The 23,519-nt window shown below is 43.0% G+C and carries 13 protein-coding genes and 1 pseudogene; 6 read left to right on the top strand and 8 right to left on the bottom strand.

Annotated elements, in window-relative coordinates; all coding sequences use genetic code 11:
* The first annotated feature begins 181 nt into the window (after positions 1-181).
* The 3 genes and pseudogenes from FTU16_RS09745 to FTU16_RS09735 all read left to right on the top strand — a co-directional run bounded on the left by FTU16_RS09745 (position 182) and on the right by FTU16_RS09735 (position 7,011).
* Entirely contained in the window at positions 182-2,542 is a 2,361-nt protein-coding gene (locus tag FTU16_RS09745; protein WP_180163162.1) for a Tex family protein, read from the top strand.
* An 89-nt stretch (positions 2,543-2,631) separates the two neighbouring features.
* Positions 2,632-4,599 (top strand): DUF2075 domain-containing protein, encoded by a 1,968-nt coding sequence (locus FTU16_RS09740; protein WP_180048785.1) that lies wholly within the window; start codon positions 2,632-2,634, stop codon positions 4,597-4,599.
* A gap of 232 nt (positions 4,600-4,831) precedes the next feature.
* Positions 4,832-7,011, top strand: a pseudogene (locus FTU16_RS09735) (SulP family inorganic anion transporter).
* Positions 7,012-7,081: 70 nt separating this feature from the next.
* Here FTU16_RS09735 and FTU16_RS09730 read toward each other — a convergent pair.
* From FTU16_RS09730 to FTU16_RS09700, 7 genes are all read right to left on the bottom strand, one after another.
* On the bottom strand, positions 7,082-7,396 hold the full coding sequence (locus tag FTU16_RS09730) for a hypothetical protein (protein ID WP_078189807.1): 315 nt from the start codon (positions 7,394-7,396) through the stop codon (positions 7,082-7,084).
* A gap of 72 nt (positions 7,397-7,468) precedes the next feature.
* Positions 7,469-8,548: a patatin-like phospholipase family protein gene (locus FTU16_RS09725; protein ID WP_180163161.1), complete on the bottom strand. Its 1,080-nt coding sequence runs from the start codon at positions 8,546-8,548 to the stop codon at positions 7,469-7,471.
* 106 nt (positions 8,549-8,654) lie between these two features.
* The gene (locus FTU16_RS09720) at positions 8,655-9,062 is read right to left on the bottom strand and encodes a hypothetical protein (RefSeq protein WP_180163160.1); all 408 of its coding nucleotides are present in this window, start codon (positions 9,060-9,062) and stop codon (positions 8,655-8,657) included.
* 103 nt (positions 9,063-9,165) lie between these two features.
* A complete protein-coding gene (locus FTU16_RS09715; RefSeq protein WP_180163159.1) occupies positions 9,166-10,785 on the bottom strand; it encodes an AarF/ABC1/UbiB kinase family protein in 1,620 nt (539 codons plus the stop codon).
* An 18-nt stretch (positions 10,786-10,803) separates the two neighbouring features.
* On the bottom strand, positions 10,804-11,472 hold the full coding sequence (locus FTU16_RS09710; RefSeq protein WP_180163158.1) for an SCP2 domain-containing protein: 669 nt from the start codon (positions 11,470-11,472) through the stop codon (positions 10,804-10,806).
* Positions 11,473-11,488: 16 nt separating this feature from the next.
* Positions 11,489-12,433 carry a bifunctional demethylmenaquinone methyltransferase/2-methoxy-6-polyprenyl-1,4-benzoquinol methylase UbiE gene (gene ubiE, locus FTU16_RS09705; RefSeq protein ID WP_078189802.1) on the bottom strand — a complete coding sequence of 315 codons (945 nt, stop codon included), beginning with the start codon at positions 12,431-12,433 and terminating at the stop codon, positions 11,489-11,491.
* Positions 12,434-12,658: 225 nt separating this feature from the next.
* Entirely contained in the window at positions 12,659-13,372 is a 714-nt protein-coding gene (locus tag FTU16_RS09700) for a hypothetical protein (RefSeq protein WP_180026789.1), read from the bottom strand.
* 205 nt (positions 13,373-13,577) lie between these two features.
* On the opposite strand from FTU16_RS09700, the gene FTU16_RS09695 reads away from it, so the two are divergent.
* On the top strand, positions 13,578-14,996 hold the full coding sequence (locus FTU16_RS09695; protein ID WP_180163157.1) for a phosphate--AMP phosphotransferase: 1,419 nt from the start codon (positions 13,578-13,580) through the stop codon (positions 14,994-14,996).
* 141 nt (positions 14,997-15,137) lie between these two features.
* Here the strand turns inward: FTU16_RS09695 and FTU16_RS09690 are convergent, their stop codons facing one another.
* The gene (locus tag FTU16_RS09690; RefSeq protein ID WP_180024754.1) at positions 15,138-15,659 is read right to left on the bottom strand and encodes a hypothetical protein; all 522 of its coding nucleotides are present in this window, start codon (positions 15,657-15,659) and stop codon (positions 15,138-15,140) included.
* 179 nt (positions 15,660-15,838) lie between these two features.
* Here FTU16_RS09690 and FTU16_RS09685 point away from each other — a divergent pair, with 179 nt between their 5' ends.
* Both FTU16_RS09685 and FTU16_RS09680 read left to right on the top strand, forming a co-directional pair.
* A complete protein-coding gene (locus FTU16_RS09685) occupies positions 15,839-19,624 on the top strand; it encodes an exodeoxyribonuclease V subunit gamma (protein WP_180163156.1) in 3,786 nt (1,261 codons plus the stop codon).
* Entirely contained in the window at positions 19,621-23,391 is a 3,771-nt protein-coding gene (locus FTU16_RS09680) for a UvrD-helicase domain-containing protein (RefSeq protein WP_180163155.1), read from the top strand. Before FTU16_RS09685 ends, FTU16_RS09680 begins: the two co-directional genes overlap by 4 nt.
* Positions 23,392-23,519 lie beyond the last annotated feature (128 nt).

Below are 23,519 nucleotides of genomic sequence, written 5' to 3'. Positions count from 1 at the left end.
AGTTTGCTTGTCTAAGTCTCGCTAATTTGCTGTTTCATAGTCAGTTTCGTAAAAAAATGTGTATTTGAGATGAATTGGCATTAAAAACCACGAATAAATTTATAAAAACAATTGTGGATTTTATGGTCTTGGTCTTTATAATCATGGCTTTTAGAACTTATCCTTGCAGGGATCTAATACGATGACTGACTTAGTTCAGCAGTTGGCAAAAGAAATTGCCGTACGTCCAAATCAAATTGAAGCTGCCATCAAGCTCATTGATGAAGGTGCCAGTGTTCCATTTATCGCACGTTACCGTAAAGAAGTGACGCAAGGTCTGGACGATACTCAATTACGTCAGCTCGATACACGTCTGACTTACCTGCGTGATTTATTTGAGCGCCGTGAAAAGGTAATCGAATCTCTAAAAGAACAAAACAAGTTATCTGATGACCTACTTGCTCGAGTGAATGCAGCAGAAACGAAAAATGCTTTAGAAGAGATTTACGCGCCGTACCGTCCAAAACGTACCAGTAAATCATTTAAAGCCAAAGAAGCCGGTTTAGGCCCAATCGCTGAAAAAATCTTTAATGAAGCGGTAGACCCAACCGAAGCTTTAGTTGGTTTTAGTCATGAAGATTATGCAGATGTTGAAAGTCAACTTGATGCGATTCAACACATTTTAATTGATGACTGGGCACAAAATATTGCATTAACCACTGAGCTAAAAGCGACATTTGCGAAAACTGCAGTGTTGAAAAGTTTAGTTGCAAGCGATGAGAAAAAAGAAGTCGGTAAAAAATTCCGTGATTACTTTGATTTCTCTGAAAGCTTAAACAAAGTTCCTTCACACCGTTTATTGGCGATGCTCCGTGGCCGTCAAGAAAATGTCTTGGGCTTAAAAGTCGATGGTGAAGATGATGCACCATTGGCTCGTATTGATACTGAATACAATTTAGAAACAGCACAACCACAAGCACGTGCAGATTTCTTAAAACAAACTGCAAAATTATTCTGGCTCGGTAAAGTTCGTCCTGCGATTGAACATTCATTATTGACTGAAAAACGTTTGGCTGCTGAAGCTGAAGCGATGGATGTCTTTGCTGAAAATCTACGTCATTTATTACTTTCTGCTCCTGCAGGCGCACGTTGCACATTGGGTGTAGACCCAGGCATCCGTACGGGTGTGAAATTGGCTGTTGTGAATGCATCAGGTGATGTCCTTGCACATAGCACGATTTACCCATTTGCTCCGAAAGAAGACAAAGCTGGTTCAGTTGCTGAACTTGCGCGCCTTTGCCGCGAATTCAATGTTGAATTAATTGCGATTGGTAATGGTACTGCAAGCCGTGAAACTGAAGCGGTTGTGGCTGAAATGATGGCAGCAAATACAGACTTGAACTTGATTCGTGTGTCGGTATCTGAAGCAGGCGCGTCGGTTTACTCAGCATCTGAATTGGCGTCAAATGAATTGCCAGATTTAGATGTATCAATCCGCGGTGCTGTGTCGATTGCACGTCGTTTACAAGATCCATTGGCTGAACTTGTGAAGATTGATCCTAAATCGATTGGTGTGGGTCAATATCAACATGATGTGAACCAAACAGGTTTAGCAAAAACACTAGAAGCAGTAGTTGAAGACTGCGTGAACTCAGTTGGTGTAGATGTGAACACAGCATCATCTGCAATCTTGGGTTATATCGCGGGTCTAAACAAATCGATTGCACAGCAAATCGTTGAATTCCGCAAAGAAAATGGTCGTTTTGATAACCGTCAAAGTTTGAAGAAAGTACCTCGTTTAGGCGAGCGGACCTTTGAACAAGCAGCAGGTTTCTTACGTATTCAGGATGGTTCTGAACCATTGGATGCATCTGCAGTTCACCCTGAATCTTATGGTTTAGTAGAAAAAATTGTGGCAGCGAAAGCAACCACAGTCAAAGATATTATTGGTAATACTGAAATTATTCGTCAGGTCGATGCAGCAGCATTTGTAAATGATCAATTTGGTTTGCCAACGATTCAGGACGTTTTATCTGAACTTGAGAAACCAGGTCGTGACCCGCGTCCAGAGTTCCGCACGGCTAAATTCCGTGAAGACATCACTGAAGTTGGTCAATTGACTGAAGGCTTACAGCTTGAAGGTGTGGTTACGAATGTGACGAACTTCGGTGCATTCGTGGATGTGGGTGTACACCAAGACGGTTTAGTGCATATTTCTGAACTTGCAAATGAATTTGTTGCAGATCCGCACAAAGTCGTGAAACCAGGTCAAATCGTTCAAGTTCGTGTACTAAATGTCGATGTTGAACGTAACCGTGTCAACTTGTCTATGCGTGCAGAAGGTGCTGCTGCAGCGAAACCACAACGTCAACCACGTCGTGACAATGCGCAGCAAGAACAACGTGGTGAGCGTAAGCCACATGCGAAACGTCCACAGCATGCCCGTCCGCAAGGCGACCGCCCACAAGGTCATAAAAAACCTCAAGCAGCGAAACCACAAGAAAATAAAATTGGTGGTTTAGGTGCGTTGTTATTACAAGCAGGGATTAAAGGTTCGAAGTAATCTTTAACTGTTAAAAAAACCTCCCATTTGGGAGGTTTTTTTATATAAGATTAAAACAATCAAAGCTTAAATAAACTTAGAAGACCATAATGTTACGTAGTTATTATCAGGGTTCAGTGCAACAATTCATACATACAAATGAACAAGAAATTATGGGGGCTTTGGCACTACAGCATGAATTTGCATTGGAAGATTTACAAAAGAACGCTTGGTTAAAACAAATTGAGATTTTAAAACAACAGTTGGATTTTTTAGATGAGGGAGAAATCTTTTTTGAATTCTCTATTCCACGGATGGGTAAGCGCGTAGATAACATTCTTTTGATACGTAATTTAATTTTTGTTATTGAATTTAAAGTAGGTGAAAAGAGTTACCCACAATATGCTAAGACTCAGGTCATAGATTATTGTTTGGATTTGTTGAATTTTCATGAAGGTAGTCATCAGCAAAAGGTCATACCACTTTTAATTTCAACCCAAGCTCAAAGTTGTGAACAGTCATGGTCAGCGGTATCCACTTATCAAGATACTTTATGCTGTAACACCCATAATTTACGGATTGTAATCGAACAAGCGCTTGATCAATTTGCAGGTCTTACGCAACTTAATATCAAACAGTGGGTTGAGTCTCGATATAAACCAACACCCACAATTATTGAAGCAGCTCAGGCGTTATATCAAGGTCATACAGTGGATGAAATTTCTAGAAGTGATGCCGGTGCAAAAAATTTAGCGATCACTTCGAAAAAAATCGAACAAATTATTGAAGATGCAAAATTAACAAATAAAAAAACGATTTGTTTTTTAACGGGTGTACCTGGTGCAGGAAAGACATTGGCCGGTCTTAATATTGCGAACCAGCGTTTAAAAACAAATGAACAAGAACATTCTGTATTTTTATCTGGGAATGGTCCTTTAGTTGATGTTTTACGTGAAGCATTGGTTCGAAATACCGTGGAACTTGCTAAGCAACAAACAGAAAAAAAGACGCGATCTGAGGCAGAACGTGAAGCCAAAGCCTTTATACAAAATATTCATCATTTTAGAGATCATTATTTGAAATCAAATGAGGTGCCAATCGAAAAAGTCGTTATTTTTGATGAAGCTCAAAGGGCCTGGCAAAAGGATCAGGTTTCAAACTTTATGAAACAGAAAAAAGGTATTGATAATTTTTCGATGTCTGAACCAGAGTTTCTCATTAGTGTTATGGATCGCCACGCTGATTGGTGTGTCGTTGTTTGCCTGATTGGTGGTGGGCAGGAGATTAACACTGGAGAAGCAGGTGTTTCTGAATGGCTATCAGCATTAGAACATAAATACCCGAAATGGAAGATCTACTTTTCTAACAAAATTTTGCAGGATAAAGTCTATTTAACTGATCCTAAACAACAATTCTGGGTTCAAAAAAATGGAAAAAATGAGGAAGATTTACATCTTGCTGTTTCTGTCCGGTCATTTCGCAGCGAACAAGTTTCACATTTGATTCAACATGTATTAGATGGTGATGCAAAGTCCGCGAAAGAAACTTACCATATGATGTCCCAAGATTATCCTATTCTGCTTTGTCGTGATTTTAATGTTGCTAAACAGTGGTTAAAAAGAAAGGCTAAGGGTTCAGAGCGCTTTGGGGTTATTGCTAGTTCGGGTGCCAGACGTTTAAAAGCCGAAGGTATTGATGTAAAGAATAAAATAACACCTGCAGATTGGTTTTTGAATTCAAATACAGATGTACGTTCTGCGTATTATTTGGAAGATATTGCAACTGAGTTTGATGTGCAAGGCTTGGAAATAGATTACAGTTGCGTGGCATGGGATATTAATTTTTATTTTGATCAAGATTGGCAATTTCAAGCCTTTAAAGGTAGTCGATGGCAAAATATAAGGCAAACTGAAAAGCAGAAATACCTGTTAAATGCATATCGAGTGCTACTGACTCGGGCGCGACAAGGTATGGTGTTGTATATACCATCTGTAGATGACAGTGACTGGACTCGTCCCAAGAAATATTATGATTCGACGTATAATTTTTTGAAGCAATGTGGTTTCAATACGCTATAAAAAACCTCCCATTTGGGAGGTTTTTTTATTTCTTTTAAGGCCTATCAAAGATAAATGAGCTGAATCTTAAACTTCGCAATAAAGTGTAAAAATCACACAAATCACGTATCAAAACACACTATAGAATCGTTCGATTGTCAGACAATATAAGTCACGCCATAAAGTGGTCACAAACTTTAGGCTTTACATACTTACATCTAATTATTTGATATTTATTATAAACGGTAAAATGATGACATCTAAAATTGAACGACATCGATTTCATATTCACGACTTTTTATCTGGAACAGTGGTATTTCTCGTAGCTTTATCGCTATGCCTCGGCATTGCATTGGCTTCTGGCGCACCGATTCTCTCTGGCATTATTGCTGGCATTGTCGGTGGTATTTTAGTTGGGGTACTGAGTGGCTCACATATCAGTGTTGCAGGCCCAGCAGCAGGTTTAACAGCAGTCATTTTGGTACAGCTTGAATTACTGGGCGGCAACTATGCCGCCTTTTTATTGTGTATTGTTTTTGCCGGTATTTTACAGATTGGATTTGGCATATTTCGGCTCGGTTTCTTTGCCAACTTTATTCCGAACAATGTCATATTGGGTTTGTTGGCAGCTATCGGTCTGATCTTGATTGGGAGTCAAATACCTTATTTGTTTGGCTTGAACCAATTTTCATGGTCTGTGCTGTGGCAGTCACAGCCGCTCGATTTGCAATGGGATATCGGTGCCGTTCTGATCGGTATAGGTAGCATTGTCTTGATGTTGCTTTGGGAGAGGAGTCCATGCAAAAACTGGGTTCTGCCTTCAGCCTTGGTTGCTGTAGTCCTCGCTGCACTATGTAATGCCATGTTGGTGCTTAGTGGTTCGCCTTTGGCAGTTCATCCATCGAACCTCATCCAACTTCCAAATCTTTGGGATCAGCCACAAAATGTGATGATTTTTCCAGATTGGACCGCTTTAAATAATCCTCTGATTTACACGGGTGCTATCACTTTGGCGGTCGTGGCGTCATTAGAAACTTTATTGAATTTAGAAGCAGCAGATAAATTGGATCCGCATAAGCGCTCTTCACCCCCAACCGAGAGTTATGGGCGCAAGGCATCGGCAATGTCGTTTCGGGCGTTATCGGCGGGATGCCGCTAACGTCAGTAATTGTTCGTAGTTCGGTCAATGCCAGTGCTGGAGCTAAAAGTAAATGTTCTGCCATCTTTCATGGCGTATTGCTCTTGTTTGCCGTGCTGTGTTTAGTGCCTTTGATGAACATGATTCCGCTTTCAGCATTAGCTGCAATTTTAATCCTCACAGGTTTTAAACTGACACATCCCAAATTGTTTAAACAGCTGTATTTAAAAGGTTGGAAACAATTTATTCCTTTTATTATTACCTTATTGGCGATTTTATTCACAGACTTATTGCTCGGAATCTTGATTGGTTTAGCCAGTAGTGCGGCCTTCATTTTATATGCCAATTTTAATAAGGGGCTGAAGGTGTATAAAGAGCATCATTTACATGGGGTGATTACACGGATTGAATTGCCTTCACAAGTCAGTTTTCTCAACCGGTCGGCATTAATCTCGGCATTGGAACATATCCATCGCGGTGAACAAGTGGTGATTGATGCCACACATGTGAGTGATATGGATGCTGATATTTTCCAACTCATTCAAGAGTACCAACAGGAAAAGGCTGTGCAGCGTAAAGTGCAAGTACAGTTGATTGGTTTCAAGGCACACTATGCCGATGCGCAGGAGGCGGCATTAGATATAGATATCAGTACCGCAGCTTTACAGCAACGTTTGAACCCAGAGGACGTGCTCGCTTTGCTTAAAGCAGGCAATAAACGTTTTGTACAAAATGAGCGTTTGCAACGAGATATCTATCGGCAACTGCGGGTGACCGCTGAAGAAGGGCAGCATCCGATTGTGGCAGTGTTAGGTTGTATGGATTCTCGTGCGCCGACTGAAATGATCTTTGATGTTGGAATTGGTGATTTATTTAGTTTACGTATAGCGGGGAATGTAGCGGGGCAAAAAGTTTTGGGTTCATTAGAATTTGCCTGCGAAGCCAAAGGCGCCAAAGTGATCGTGGTGCTTGGTCATACGGACTGTGGTGCGGTTAGCAGTGCCTGTCAGTTGCATTTAGCTGGTCAATCGATTCAAAGCCTGACGCGTATGCCACATATTCAATATGTGCTGGGGCCACTCAATGAGTCTGTATCGCGTGTTGCCGAATTGATGCAACCACAAACGCTGAGTCCGGCATTTTTAGAGCAAGTGACGCAAATGAATGTGCATTACAACATCCGCTATATTTTGCAAAATAGTGAAGTGCTACGGCAGTTAGTGCAAGAAGGCAAAGTGGCGATCGTTGGTGCGGTGTATGATGTAAAAACTGGACGGGTTAATTTCTTCGGATAAATAAAATCGGATAACATAAAAAAGGATCATCATGAACACATGATGATCCTTTTTATTGAACTAAAATACATTAGCGAATCATCGGTACAATCCAACTGGTAATGATCAGCAAAATACCGAAATGTCCCAATTTACGGGTGACATATACCAATTTTGACGGCTTTTGTTCCAATTGTTTCGCATAGTCTTCGATGCTAATGCCTTGTTTTGCATTACTGGTAAATAAAAACACCGCCAAATCGATACAAATTAAAATCGTACCAACGTCTGCCACCACTTCCATTAAATCGTATTGGCCGCTGATCAAGGCGGTTGACACTTGATAAACAAGGAAAAGTGCAAAAGCGATGCAGGCATACTGCAAAACAGTTAAAAATATCCGCATAAATCTATACTAAATAAGCTCAAAATTTTGAAATAGGATTATAGCGTCCCTCGCAAGAGATTACTGTAACGCTCAGAGTGCTTGCATGACTGCTGGGAAATGTTGCATTTCAACCAACTCCAAAAACTCATCGCCCATACGCTGACTTTCAGCCACACATTGATTCCACATTTTAATGCGTTGTTGGTTGTCTAAGCCTTTGAGGGTAAAGTCTTTACGGTCAGGCAGTCGGCCAAGCGGCAAGCTTGCAAGGTATTCTTGTGAAGGTGACAGTAACAGGGTACGCGCCTGATTTTCAGGATTGGCTTGGCGTTTAAATAATTTATCAAACCAACCTGGGGTGATGCTATCCGTGAAATGTGGATACAGCACGATGCCCTGACTTTGGAAGGGTAGGTCAATATGATAGTCAATCAGGCCGCCATCGCGGTAACTGCCTTGTGGCGCATCAGGGATATCACGTATCGCGGCCATAACACCAGGAATAGATGCAGAAGCCATAAGCCACGGCATGACACTGTCTTGAGTCAATGCATGGTAATGCGTGGTAAAGCCATCATCCGCCACGGTAAATTGATGACCTGACACAGGCTGACTAATTACACGCTGCATGAAATAACGACTGTGTTTACGTGCGAGCGCTGTCGTGCCCACGATCCCTGCGACAGAGGCTAACAGCGGCAGGGCTTTATCACTTTGGAAAATATGCTGAGCTTTGACTGAAAGCACAGTGAGGTGATAATCCGGGTGATTAACCAGTGCCGCTTCTTGACCTTGAATCAAATCGATCAGCATGCCACGACACACATCGCTGACTTCTTGACGGCTCATCTTTTTATGAAAGCTCAGATTGGTATACAGCTCAGAGAGGCGTTTCGTCCCTTCAATGGCTCCCCAAGCAGCAATACTGGCAAAGCGCCAACTGCCAATCGATGAACCAATTAAAGTACGCTTTTGTTGCGCGCGTGGCAAAAAGTCAGCAAAAATCGCCTGATCTAAACCTTGAATACCAATGCCTTTCGGACCACCCGCAGCACCGGGCAGGATATCCACTTGAGCAGCGTTTAAACCCTCTTGTTCAATCAGTTGGCGGGCTAAATGGCCAGCACGGATATTGAGCGCAGGCGGTCTTTTTTGCAAAATTTGAGTCATGGTAGTCGCTTAAAATACAGTCGTAGAATTATTCTAGTGCGTTTTTGCACAGACCCAATGGCTGAAACTTCCGACAAATGACTTCTCAGTCATATCAGGGCGTCTCTCAGGAATGCTGTAATAGTTGTTCGTTATGCCGATGCAATTGAAACAAACTGAGGCAGACGATTGCCCATGTCGCCATTGGAAAGACCGCCCAAGCAAATAGGTTAATGATAAAAATCACGGCCCCAGCTAATAACCAATAATTTAACCCCGCCATCAGCTTTTGCTGTGGCAAACAAAGTAGGAATAAACAGGGAAGTGCATTAAAGAGAATGATCCACCAAAATGTAGCGCTATGCTGCATCCGATACAGGGTGGTGTTGGCTGGCGGTTGCCAGTTTAGAAAAGGCATGTGCATATTTAATTGAACCAACACATCAAGCAGGGTCGCAAAACTATACAGCGAGGCTGTTGCACATGCTCGGAGTAAATTTCGACCATACAGTACCCCTAAATAACTGTATGACATGGCGTTCAGCCTTATTTAATTTTTTGAATTTTTTGTTTTTATAGCTTTAAGCCCTTTATTGTCAAAGGGCTTAAACGAGCTACATATTATTTAAATACAAAGATTATTTAAACACACGCCAAATGGCAAGTAAGCTTGAAAGTGCAATTAATACGATGGAAACGTACCATGGCGCAATTATCGCTATGGAGAGGAAGATGGCCATAACACTGCCAAAGACCCAACTACGCTTTTGCTGATGTTCCATTTGCAAGCGCATGCTTTGCAGTTCATTGAGTTGTTTTGCATGCCAAGCCGACTGATTTTTTAAACCATTCAGACTGTCGATCATCAGCGTTGGTAAATCTTGCGCACCTAAAAGTAAGTCTGGAATTTTTTGTCCGAGTTCTTTTAAGTTTTTCTGCGGATTCATTTGGGCTTTAATCCAATCGGTGAGGATTGGTTTTGCTAAACTCCAAATATCCAATTCAGGATAGAGATCAGTTCCTAAGCCTTCGACATGGATCAAGGTTTTGAGCAGCAACATCAGTTGTGGCGGAATCTCTAAATGGAAACGACGCGCAATATCCATCACTTGAATCAGAATGCCGGCGAAGTCCAATTCATGCATTGGTTTAGAGACCATTGGGCCAACAGTGCGACGCATTTCACGTGCTAAGGCATCTTGATCTGTACCCGGTGGAATCCAACCCGCTTGATGCACGATTTGAATCAGCTGCATAAAGTCGCTGTTCATAACCGCAAGTAGCATGCGTGCTACGGTCATTTGGTCGTGCTTTGAAAGCTCACCCATAATCGCGCAGTCCAAGGCAATAAAGCGTGGATTGCTAGGATTGATGGTTTCGACGAAGACATTCCCCGGATGCATGTCTGCATGGAAGAAGTTGTCGCGGAACACTTGGGTAAAGAAAATGGTGAGCCCTTTTTCGGCTAAATCTTTACGATCCATGCCCAAGCGATCAAAGGTCGCAATATCTGAAATTGGTACACCCGTAATACGCTCTTCGACCATGACATCACGGCTGTCCATATAGACTTCAGGCACGTACATCATGCTTGAACCGGTGAAGTAATGACGCATACGACGCGTGTTATCCGCTTCTAAAGTCAAATCCAATTCATTGAGAATAATTTGACGGTAGTCTTGAATAATTTCAGACAGATGCAGGGCACGAGCGGCTTCTAGGCGTTTTTCAAGGAACTGACCAAGCCACTCTAATATTTCAAAATCATGCAGAATTTGATTGCGAATATTCGGGCGAGTCACTTTCACTACGACTTCGCGACCATCATGCAGTGCAGCAGTATGCACTTGTGCGATAGATGCTGCGGCTAAAGGCTGCTCGTCAAAGCGTGCAAATAAGGTATTCACATCCGCTTTGAGTGATTCCTGAATGCGCATTTTGGCAACGTCATTTGAAAAAGGTTTTACACGGTCTTGTAAAAGCACCAATTGCTGTAAAACTTCAGGTGGAATCAAGTCACGACGGGTAGACAGTAATTGACCGAGTTTAATGGCCAAAGGTCCCATATCTTCTAAAGCTTGTTTTAGCTTCAGTGGATTTTTACGTTCTTTGCTTAAACGTGCTGCAGGATGTATACGAATGAGGGAAAGAATATGACGGGCTTTTTCCGGTAATTCTTCCGCAGGAAACAACGTGTCGAGTCTATAGTGCGCAGCAATGCGCCAAAGGTCGAGTAAACGTGAAACGTGCGGAATCATATATGCAATTACCTAGTCTTAAGTGTTGTCTTGTAATGAGTCAATTTGGCTGTGCAGCTGCTGAATTTTTGCTTCTGCACGGTCCAGATTTTGATTCAAAATTCGGGTGTCTTGATTCAGGTCATCCATTTGCCAGCGTGGGGCAAGCAAGCCTGAATCTTCTTTTAACGCGTCTTCAGCAAAGAACAAATGGCTTTGTAAAGTACGTTTGAGATGTTTGGGTGCAAGTTGCAACTTAGCAATTTCATGCGCAAGGCTTGGACCAATCCAAGGGCTTAGATGCGAAGCTAAATCGGGCTCAGCTTGTTGCATAATGCGCTGGATATCCTGCAATAAGTGATAATCACCTTGCAATGGGATATTGCCGACATCTTCAGCCAACAGCAGTTTCAGGAGCTCGACGACTGTTTTGACATGCAAGGTCGCCGTTGCTTCAGTCATACTTGACTGCTGCTCGAAAGGGCGTTGCTCAAAGATGGATGCAGTTTCAGTATGTCCTGTTGGCGTCGGTTCTAAGCGAACTTTATGATCATCAAAAAACACATCCACCGACAGCTGTGGTGAGTCGATCACCACACGAAGCATTTTGCCTTGCAATTCATTCAGTTGGATGCGAGTAATAGCATCCAGATCAATGACATGATGAATTAAGCGTTCAACTGCACCAAGTGCGAGAATCGACCACATAGTTCAGCCTGCAGTATTAAAGTTTGAAACCACGGTGTACAGCCACGATACCACCCGTTAAGTTGTGGTAATCACAGTTTTGGAAGCCTGCGTTTTCCATCATACCTTTAAGAGTACGTTGGTCTGGGTGCATACGAATCGATTCTGCAAGGTATTTATAGCTTTCAGAGTCATTCGCTACGATTTTACCCATGATCGGTAATGCAGTGAATGAGTATAAGTCATACAGTTTTGAGAATGGTTCAAATACCGGTTTAGAGAATTCTAAAATCAGTAAACGACCACCTGGCTTAAGAACGCGGTACATTGCAGCAAGAGCAGCATCTTTGTCAGTCACGTTGCGTAGACCAAATGAAATGGTCAATAGGTCAAAACTGTTGTCTGCAAAAGGTTCTAAAGTTTCAGCATTGGCCAAAACGAAATCGACATTGGTACAACCAGCATCAATGAGGCGGTCACGACCGACATTGAGCATCGATTCATTAATGTCTGAAAGCACCACATGACCTGTCGGGCCAACTTCACGGCTAAATACTTTGGCAAGGTCACCAGTACCGCCTGCAATATCTAGGACGTGCTGACCGCGACGTACACCAGACATGTTAATGGCAAAACGTTTCCATAGACGGTGAATACCAAATGACATTAAGTCATTCATGATGTCGTATTTTGCAGCCACTGAGTGGAAAACTTCCGCTACTTTTTGTGCTTTATCTTCGCTGCTCACGGTTTGATAACCAAAGTGCGTGGTTGCCCCAACGTTACCAGTATTCGCGCCACGTGGCAGATTATATTTGGGTACTGAACCTGTCACAGGTGTGTCGGTCAGACGTTGTTCTAAAGATTGTTGCTGACCTTGCGCTGTCCCTTGTGGTAAAGGCTCAGTTAAGAATGGACTCACTTTGTCTGTATTTTGTGCCGACTCAGGTGTAGGGGCAGGCGTTTGATTCTCGTTAGACATTAGAGTCACTCCTAACTTATAAATAGGGTTAATGTTGCTTTGCAAGCATGATGACAGATTCTCTGTTGTTATACAGCAGTCATTTGCATTTGTTGTGAATAATATACAGAAAAAATAAGGGTCTGCTGTAATTGCTTTGCAAATCCCCTATAAAAAATCTGAATTCAGTCTTGCAAGCCCAGTTTGTTTTATATCAAACATGGGCTTTGTGGGATGTAAGTTTTGTTAAGCCGCAGGCTGAAACGGGTTAGGGTCTCCAGCATGTACACGGTCAACGATTTGGCGTTCTACAGCGGTAAATTCGCGGACAAATTTTTCTGCTGACTTGAGCGGTTTCATCGCCAAGAAGCCATCTTGCATAAAGTCGTACATCACTTCGAAGTTGTATTTGTTTGCTGCGCCCTTACACATTTTAAAGGCGGTATAGACCATAAACGAGCGCATATATTTATCTAAATTACGACCTAAATCGTCTAACAGTTGCAGTTGCAACATGCGGTCTTTGCCCTGATCGAGCTTGAGATAGGTCTGGCGCATCATTTCATCGGTCAGGGTTGGATTATTTGGATAATCTTCCAGTAATTGAATGGCCACTTGTTCGTCAAGCTGTACGGCCAATATCGCAAGTTGTACGCCCGAAGTGCCGGTCTTAATGGCATTGTCTGGAATTAGTTTTTCTGCTTTATGCGCATAGCGGGTGAGACGTGCAATTTGTGCAGCTAATGCATCAAAATCAGGACCGCCATATAAACGGTTAATAAAATATTCAGACATCAGTACATTGTGTTTTTCAGCAAATTGCACAGCATGCGTACGTTGCATGCGCTGTTTTTGCCACTGTTGGACATCTTGTAAACGCTGTAAAATTTCTGGCTTTTTGTGGTAGTTCAACTGGTAATACAGTTCAAGTAAATCATCTAATACTGCAAGTTTGGACATTGAGTGTCTCAATTATTTTTTAGATGTTTGAATCTTAGTGGGTGTTGGAGCTTAGGGCTATGACAAAGTGACGAAATTACAGGTTAATCTGAGTCAGTTTGTTGCAGAAATGGTCATATTTTGCATTTCAGCATATACATGAAAGCATTGTTGTGTGATGAACGGCATGGTTATACTCAAAACAGAGTAAAACCAAGGGTCTGCCATGAGCTTAAAAGAAACAGAATTTCAATTGATGGATGAAGAACAACTCTCGGTTGAGCTAATTGAAGCGCAATATCAACTGAAAAATACCAGCCGTCAGCCTAATGCCAAAAGCGTGTTGATTTTAGTGAGTGGAATCGAGCTTGCGGGTAAGGGCGAGGCTGTCAAACAGCTCCGCGAATGGGTCGATCCACGCTACTTAAGGGTGAAAGCGGATGCCCCGATCATGTTTAATCAAAAACAAACCTTTTGGCAGTCTTATGCACGGTTTATTCCTGCCGAAGGGCAAATTATGGTGATGTTTGGAAACTGGTACAGTGATTTGCTCAGTACCGCTATGCATGTGTCAAAGCCTTTGGATGAAACCTTATTTGATGAATATGTCGAGAACATGCGAGCCTATGAACAAGACCTAAAAAATAATCATGTCGATGTGATTAAAGTCTGGTTCGATTTGTCTTGGAAATCCTTACAAAAACGTTTGGATGAAATGGACCAGAGTGAAGCGCGTTGGCATAAATTGCATGGTTTAGATTGGCGCAATAAAAAGCAATATGACAACCTACAACGTTTACGTCAGCGTTTTAGCCATGACTGGGTCATCATCGACTGTGAAGATGAGCAAGTCCGTGATCAGCAATTTGCACAGCATATTTTACGTACTTTAAAGCATTGTCCAGCACATGAAACCACGGCGGTCGGGCGCTGGAAACAAGCCAAAACACCACAGGCTTTATTGGAACCTAGCACTGCCGTCGCTGATGAAGCTGATTATAAAAAAGAATTAAAAAAATTAAGCCGCAAGGTGGCTGAAGCTTTACGTTTTGATTCACGCAATGTGGTGATCGTGTTTGAAGGGATGGATGCCGCAGGGAAAGGCGGGGCAATTAAACGCATCGTCAAAAAGTTAGATCCGCGCGAATATGAAATTCATACTATTGCAGCACCCGAAAAATATGAGCTACGCCGTCCGTATTTATGGCGCTTTTGGAATAAAATTCTCCCTGAAGAAAAGATCACGATTTTTGACCGCAGTTGGTATGGTCGCGTCTTGGTTGAGCGGATTGAAGGCTTTGCCAATACGGTTGAATGGCAGAGGGCGTATGATGAAATCAACCGTTTTGAAAAGGATCTATATGACAGTCAAACGGTCGTCATCAAGTTTTGGTTAGCCATTGGAAAGGATGAGCAAGCTGCACGGTTTAAAGCTCGAGAAGAAACCGCGCATAAGCGTTTTAAAATTACTCCAGATGACTGGCGGAATCGTGACCGTTGGGATGACTATCTCAAAGCTGCCGCAGATATGTTGCAACGTACGGATACAGAATATGCGCCGTGGCATGTGATCGCTACCAATGACAAACATAGTGCGCGCTTACAGGTATTAGAGACGATCTTAGCGCAATTGAAAGCAGATTAATTTTATGAAAAAAGCCACGCAATTCGTGGCTTTTTTCTTCATTTTCAAAACTCGCTCATTTTCAGATTTACTTCATCTTTAGATCTATGGTTTAAATCACTTTGATTCTTAAATATTGTTGATGCGCTATACATCGTTTCGTTAACCATTGTTAGGCGTTGGGACAGGTTGGTTCGGAAATTTCTGTTGAATACGCTTCGCCAATTGGTAGCTTTCTTCTACATGGGTTTCAGCGACTTTTTTCATCACAATATAACCCAAACTGGCTGCCACCAATTGTCCACCTAATGGAATAAATTTAGTGACTTGTTTGGTAATATATTTTGCTGCAATGTTATTTAGCGATTTTTTCATCGCGGTTCGTGCAACCACTAAACCAGAAAATTCGACACCACGTTTACGCAGTTCTGTCCAATGAATTTGTTTGGTTTTTGGATCATACACACTAATTTGATCTGGCGCTAAACCAAAACGCGCATTAATTTCTGGAATGAGCTGTGACAAAATTCCGACGTCAATCACCACATCCAAAAATGGCACAGGAATAATGGCTGCACCTGCTGAAAAATAAGCACGTTTTTTCACAAGCTCTAAGCATTCAGCGCGAATAATGTCCAGATTTAAGTTAGGGTCGATGGAATCAGGAATGTTATCAATTTTCATAAGCAAATACCCTTGATACTGGATTGGTTTTTTTCTCATAAAGTATCATTAAGATACTTGTTTAAAAGCATTTTTTGCAATCTATTCTCTTGTCAAAGTCGCATAGACAGCCCAAGATGTATAGTAAATAATCATTGTTGTTTTGTAGTAGTTGGTCACGCAGGCTGTATAGGTAATCCATGGCAATACATGTAATTCAAAGTCAACGAATCGAAGTTTTGGTGGATTGTCTAATCGAAAAATTGAAATCGAATCAATCGACCAATGCTTTGTCCGTCTTGCAAGAACGACATATCGTGGTGCCCGATCAAGCCATTGCTGCATGGTTAGAAAAACAAATTGCTGAAAAAATCAGTATTAGTGCCAATATTAAGCATCATCGTAAAATTTTAGGGTTGCAGTGGAAAGCCTACGATTGGGCCTTGCCGAATAAACAAGACCGAGAGCGGATTAAAGGTATCAACATGCCGCCGTTGATTATGCAATGGCGTATTTATAATGCTTTAGCGGTTTTTATTGCAGCTGATCAGTTTGATGCAGCACAGATTCCGACAGATGTTCAGCCCTTAGTTCAGCGTATTTTTGACAGCACAGCACAGCTCTCAGATCGAAAAAAACGTGAGCAAAAGCGGCAAGAAATGTTGTACTGGATCGCTGCTCAAGTCACTCGGCTTTTTACCAACTACATGGCCTTTCGTGGCAGTTGTATTCATACCCCAGATGAAGGTGTTGAGCACTGGGTTTGTCCACATTGCGATACTGACTGGCTAAAAGCGTGGAGTTATAACCAGCCGTTAAATATTATGCAACTTACAGGTCTGAAACCTCAACAAGCTGATGAATATCTACCGACTCAGGCTCGACAACTGGAGCATTGGCAGCGTTGGCTGTGGCATCAAGTATTCCAAAAAGACTTTAATGACCGTCAGGAAATAGACAATAAATTTTGGTTTGCCTTGGCGCATGCTGAGCAAAATCGGCAGCAGCAATTTGATTTGGATGCTGAGGATGATGAGCGCGATGATGATGAGCGTCACCAAACCTATAACGGTTTGCCTGAACAGATTTTCGTCTTTACGACCTTAGAATTACCCCCTGCACAACTGAAATTTTTATATCGCTTGGCAGCGTATACCGAAGTGCATCTGTTGTATTTCAACCCATCGCGTGAGTATTGGGCAGACATGGTCGATCCCGTATGGAAAGATCGTTATAACTTGAAATTACAACAGCGTTATATTGAGCGAAATCCCAATGTCAGCACGGCACAAATTCAGGCCTATCTGAGTACGACCAATGCCGAATTTCGTGAATCTCAGCATTCATTACTGACGCGTTTAGGTAAACGTGCGCGGGATAACTTTGCATTATTGGTGAATATGTCTGGTGGCGAAGGTTGGGAAGATATTTTTCCAGACACCGAGCCGACAACGCTGCTCGCTCAAATTCAATATGACATCATGACCTTAGAAGAACCCAAGCAGCATCAATATGCACTCGCGGGTTCAGATGAATCGATTCAATTTCATGTCTGTCATTCTAGCCTGCGTCAGTTAGAGGTTTTACGTGAACAGTTGGTGCATTGGTTGGCCGATGGCACGGAACAAGAGCCACGCCATCCGAGTGATATCTTGGTCTTGGTGCCAAACTTAAAAGAACTGGAACCGCATATTCGGACGGTCTTTTCGACGACTCGAGGCATGGGTCGCAGTGCTGTGGATTTACCTTATATCCCAGTCAAAATTGCAGGGGTGGTCAGTCAAGATATTCAAAATGCATGGCAAGCCTTTGTTGGACGCATTGAAATTAGTCAAGGTCGTTTTACCGCAGAAGATTTTCATGATTGGCTGAATTTGAATGCGGTGCAAGAACTGTATCAGCTCGACCATGTGCAAATGGAACGTATGATGGAACTGCTGATTCAAGCCGGTTTCCGTCGTGGTTTAGACGAACAGCACATGTTGGCTTATTTGTCCGAGCAAGACCGAGATTATCGTTATACCTTTAAATTTGCATTAGACCGTTTGGCTTTAGGGATTGCGATTCCACAACATGCCGTATTTGAGGACACGTTAAGTTTTGCAGGGGTGTTGAGTAGTGATTTTGAGTTGGTGCAAACTTTAATTCAGATCTACCGAGATATCAGTGCGCGTCGAGATTGGCTCAATCCAAATCTCAGCGCACAGACGGTCAAAGCATGGTTGCAACAATTAGACGCAGATTTGAAGCCTTTTGTGGAGGCCAGTGGTCGTGCATTTGAAACCATTCGCAGTGTAATGCGTGCGATGACGCAACGTCTGCACAATGCTCAAAGTGATAAAGTTGAGTCGCTCCCCAATAGCTTTAATTTGCCATTATCTTTGCTGCTCAAAGAAATACAACAAGGCATCGATAGCTCTGCCGATCAGATCGAACCGACAGGATCCGTGACCTTTGCGGACATGGGGAAAATCCGCCAAGTCCCATTTTCATTGGTGGTGTTGATGAACATGGATAGTGGTAAGTTTCCACGTCGTGATCAGCAAGTGCCTTTTGATTTGATGGATGTGTTTAAACCGGTATTGGGTGATCGCTCACGTTTGGAAGATGATAAAGGTGCATTTTTAGATGCCTTGTTATTCGCCCGACAGTCCTTGTGGATTTTCTATAATGGCTTTGATGTCAATGATGGTGAAAGTCGTGAGCCATCATCCGTGATTTATGAATTTAGCCAATTCCTCGCACGGATGATTCAGCCGCAGCAATTGAACCAACCACATGATGCCATGCTGGATTTGGATGGCTTACGCATTCCACAGCAGCTCGAGCCGCTATACCATATTTATCCTTTGCAGCCATTTGACCCGATGGGTTTTCAGCAGTCGAAAAACCTACGATATAAAGATCAATGGTTTGCTGTGGCGGAACATATTTTAGATCAGTCTGGTCAACGCCAATCGTGGATTAACCGTGATTATCCTGTGCATGATGAACAAGAAGTACGGGTTTTGGATGGTCAGGAATGGATTAAAGATGTGGTGTTTCCAGCTCGTGCATATTTGAAAACGCTTGGCGTGGCCAGTGTCTATACCGGTGACCAATTACCACAGCAAGAGCCTTTATTGCTCGACCGTTTACAGCAATATCATGTCCGTGACTTATTGCAAAAGCATTATGTGCAACCTGCCTCTCGTGTCCATCAAGCTGAGGATCAGAACTCTACGACTCCAACTGAACCGGATATGGCCTTGTTCCAAGATGTACTGCCTGTGGGACATAGTCAAATAGCGACTTGGAAGCTCAGTTTACAAGAGCAGGCACAGTTATTAGAGCGTTTGGATGGACGCCGTGTAACCGCGACCACCTTACAAAACTTACAGCTTGAACCGCATTTGATACTGAGTATCACCGTGCCTGAAGACTCTCAGAGTATGCATTGGTTAAGCTGTATGGCGTCTGGGGCAAAGCCTAAGCGTCAGACGCAAACCTGGCTCGAATATCTGCTGTGGTTGAGCTATTTAGACTTAGGCGATGAGGGCGCGACGTATCGTCGTGAAGTGATTTGTAATGATAAAAGCATAGTCTGTTGTGGATTAAGCTCTGCACAAGCCAAGCTGCAGCTCAGTGAATGGGTGGCGATGTGGAAACATGCACAAAAACGTCCTGTGGTGCTGCCTGCTGCCTTAATTCGCCAAGAAAAATGCACTTGGGTGGAGAATGAAACAGGCCAGCTCATGCCAGATAATTTTGCAAAGCTTCAAGAGGAATGGCTGAAAAATCATAGTTTTGGTGGAGTGGAGTTGGAGTCGAATGAAGCCAATAGCCACCATCGTGATTGGAGCTTTATTTTACAGCAACAAGCGGCAGATGAGCTTCTGGCATTGTCCTGTCGTTATTATGCAGAACGTTTATATCATGTGATGGATACCGAGGCGGATGACGGCCTAAAAAAACTCAATGTCATCAAGCCTGAGGTGAAAAAATGAATATGCCACAGCAAACGATGAAAATGTCCACCAACCCGATTGCAGACATGAGCTTTACCGGACTGCACTGGATTGAAGCCTCTGCGGGTACTGGGAAAACCTATACGCTTTCCAGTCTGATGGTGCGGATTTTTCTCGATCGCTATATGCCAAATCAGGTCATTGCCACCACCTTTACACGTAAAGCCACAGCGGAACTCAAAGCGCGGGTACGACTGCGGATTGAAGAAACCCGTGACTTTATTTATGGCCTGCTCGCGGCACCTCAAAATGAGTTGGCCGAACTTCAGCAAAGTTTGAGTGACCCTTTGTATCAGCAAGTGCTAAAAGATCATGGGCATCACTTAGATTATGCCTACAATCGTCTGAACGTGGTCTTACAACAATATGAAGAACTCTTTGTCGGAACTTTAGACAGCTTTAGTCAAAAGTTATTACGTGAATTTGCCTTTGAAAGTGGTCGTATCGAACAGGTGCAAATCAGTGATGATGAAGACCTGCATATTGAACGGATCATTCATGATTTATTAAGAGATTGGATCCAGCAGCAGCCTGCACATTTGATTGAATATTTGATGTTGAATCATCAGTTGAAAGGTCCTGAATATTATCTGGGCGTGGTAAAGGAAAGTCTAAATTTCCCATCGGTGGATTTGCGCGTCCCTGAATTACCCGAAAATGCTTTGGCGCATTTTGAAGCGATGTGTCATCAGCTTGCGCAAATGCTGCCTGCCGCTCGTGTAGAGCTTGCAGCGTGTTTTGATGCAGGAAGTCATTATAAAAACTTGGTGGACGCTCGACGTTTTAATAAAGGTGCATTCTTTGTTACCTTTAATACACGCATTCCCGAGTTTTTACAGCACTTTGAAGCAGCGGGTAGCCAAGGGGTTTTGACTCAGTCCGATGTGTTACAACAGACAATGAAAGCCATTCGTTCATTGTTTTATGATCCGAATAAAACTGAATTTAAGCCACGTGTCTTTAAAGACAAAGTCGTTGAAGAACAGCCGGATATCTCAAAAGAATTTTATCAACATGCTTTTGTTCAACAACTCCGAGCGGTGCTCAGCGCTTATGAACATATCAATCAAGCAGAACAATATCTAAATTTTTATTTGGCGCAGGAAGTTAAAAAGCGTTTGCCTCAAGTGTTGTCCCACGCTGGGGAAACCACCTTTTCACAACAAATTCGGACCTTATCGGAAGCCTTACAGCAAAGCTCAGCCGCAGGGAAAGACAGTTTTGCTGCTCATGTTTTAGCACGATATCCGCTGATTTTAGTCGATGAATTTCAAGATACCAACCAAGATCAAGATGACATGCTGTCTAGCATTTGGCGGGTCAAGGAGCGCTTACATCAGGGTTGTATGATTATGGTCGGCGACCCCAAACAGGCGATTTATGGGTTCCGTGGCGGTGACATGCTGACCTATCGTAAAGCGCGTCATGATATTCAAGCCAAGGGTGGGCGTTGTTATACCTTGAACAAAAACCATCGTTCAGTCAAAAACTTGGTTGAAGTGGTGGATGCCTTGTTTCATCGGCAAATGGACTTTGGTGAGCAAGTTGAATACACCCCGATTCAAGCAGGTGAGCGTGAGCATCCGCCGCTGATTGATCATGAGCAAGTCAATCCACAACCGCTGCGTTGGTTGGCTTTGGATGAAACGCTAAATGAAGCAGAGCAAGTGGCTTGGCAGATTCAGTCCTTGCTCAACCAAGCTCAGCAAGGACATTTATATTTTCAAGACAATAATACCCAGCGAGCACTGACAGCAAACGATATTGCGGTCTTGGGGCAAAACCATTTCGACTTAGAGCAAGTACAGCAATGTTTATTGCAGCTGGGCGTTCCTTGTTATAAAGCATCTCGGGACAGTGTCTATAAAAGTTCCGTCGCACAAGACGTTGCCGCTTTGCTGACGGCGATTTTAAATCCTTATCAAGAAGCCAAGGTGAAACGTGCGCTACTGAGCCGTTTATTGGGTTTTGATCTGAAACAATTGGTCGCACTCGAACAGCAAGCGGATGGACTGAGCGACATCATCGAAAAACTCGAACAGGTCCGACAAATTTGGAATGAGCAAGGATTCCGCAGCGCGTGGAATAGCTGTATGACGGTCTTTCAGGTGTGGACGCGGTTGGTGGCTGGACAAAGTCGAGATAATGAACGCACAGTGGTGAATTTACGCCATATCGCAGAATTATTAAGTCAGCAAAGTGAACACTACACCGGTGCGCATAAGCTCTATCAATGGTTTATTCGCCAAATCAATTTAGGCATCAATAATGAAAGCACCCAAGAGCGAAAATTGACCGGGCAATTGGGGGTGCAACTGATGACGATTCATGCATCCAAAGGCTTAGAGTTTGGTTGTGTGTTTTTATTGGGAGCAAATGCGGGCTTAAGTGAAAAAGGCAATTTGAATTTTTCCCTTAAAGACAATCAGCAAAAAAGCCTTGGGTTAGAACGTGTGATTGCCGTGAAGTCTTCGGACTTACCCGAAGATGATATTCAACAAAATGATGCGCGCAATGAAGCAGAGCATCATCGCTTGTGGTACGTGGCGTTGACCCGTGCCAGTTATCGTGTCTATGCCGTGCTACGTCATCATGAAGTAGAAAAGAAACAATTGGCAGAAGCGCGTTCAGGACTGACTTTTTGGCGTGGAAGCGCACCAGATCTGTTCCAACACGCAGATAGTGTGGATGCCGATGTCTTGCGTGCAGCACCACCGATGTTGACTCAGACTCAGGTTGAAGCTGTTGTGTTAGAGGCGGAAGAGATTCCCAACAGCCATTTTTATCCACGAGAAACCACCAGTTTTACCGCGCTCACGCGCACGGCGCATAAGGCGCACATACAACGTGACCAACTGGCAGCGGCAATGAACGAACAGGAAGACAGTGCTGCCGATGAAGTTGAACAGCTTGAAATCGTTGAAGCAGAAACGGCAGAGAAAATAAGCTGGATTAAACGGCATTTTCCAAAGGGAACCAAGCCCGGAAGTTTCTTGCATAAATTGATGGAAAAAGTTCGATTTAGCACCCCAGAAGAGAAGTTGGCCAAAGCCATCGCATCACGTTTTCATAGTGATGTTGAGTTTGATTCGCCGCAAATGTTGCAAAACTTGATGAAACAGTTTGGTCAAACGGCAAACCCTGAGCAAGATGAAGCTGAACTGATTGAAGAAATGCGGGAATGGTACAGTCAAATTATTCATACACCATTGCATGATGGTTTTAGCCTGCATCAGTTAAACGATGGTGAATATCGTTCAGAAATGGACTTTCATTTAAGTATGGCAGATCGTGCATTGGCGATACGTAAAATACGCATGCTATTTGAAAGCCTAAAAGAGCCAGATTTACAAATACAAGATTTGAATGATGTGTTTACAGCACGCTATCTGACGGGGTCGATTGACTTGGTGTATTTTGATGGTCAGCGCTATCACATTGCCGATTATAAAAGTAATTTCTTAGGCGATCAGACCGCACATTATGATCATGCCTATATTCGAGAAAGTATGAGTCATTCCAGTTACTGGTTGCAGGCTGCATTATATTTGGTGGCCCTGCATCGTTATTTGAAAGCCGTGATGAAAGACTATGATATGACGCAGCATTTGGGTGGGGCGAGTTATCTGTATCTTCGTGGTATGGATGGACAGTCCGATCGTGGAGTATATCACTGGAAGCCGGCGGATACATTCATTCAAAACCTCGATGCAATATTGAGCGAAAAGGTTGTGGCTAAAACGTGAAAAAGCACGAAAAAGATAAAAATATTCACGCTGAAACAATAAGTTGCTTTGTGGATAAGTTTGAGGATAACTGTGTGGAAAATGATCAAAAAGCCTTGTCAGCACAGCCTTTGCACGCGGGACAAGAA

Origin of the sequence: Acinetobacter sp. YH12069, assembly GCF_013419675.1 — a bacterium.
Taxonomy (GTDB): Bacteria; Pseudomonadota; Gammaproteobacteria; order Pseudomonadales; family Moraxellaceae; genus Acinetobacter; species Acinetobacter amyesii.
The sequence above is the reverse complement of the archived record's forward strand: the minus strand, read 5'-3'. Positions and strand labels throughout refer to the sequence as shown.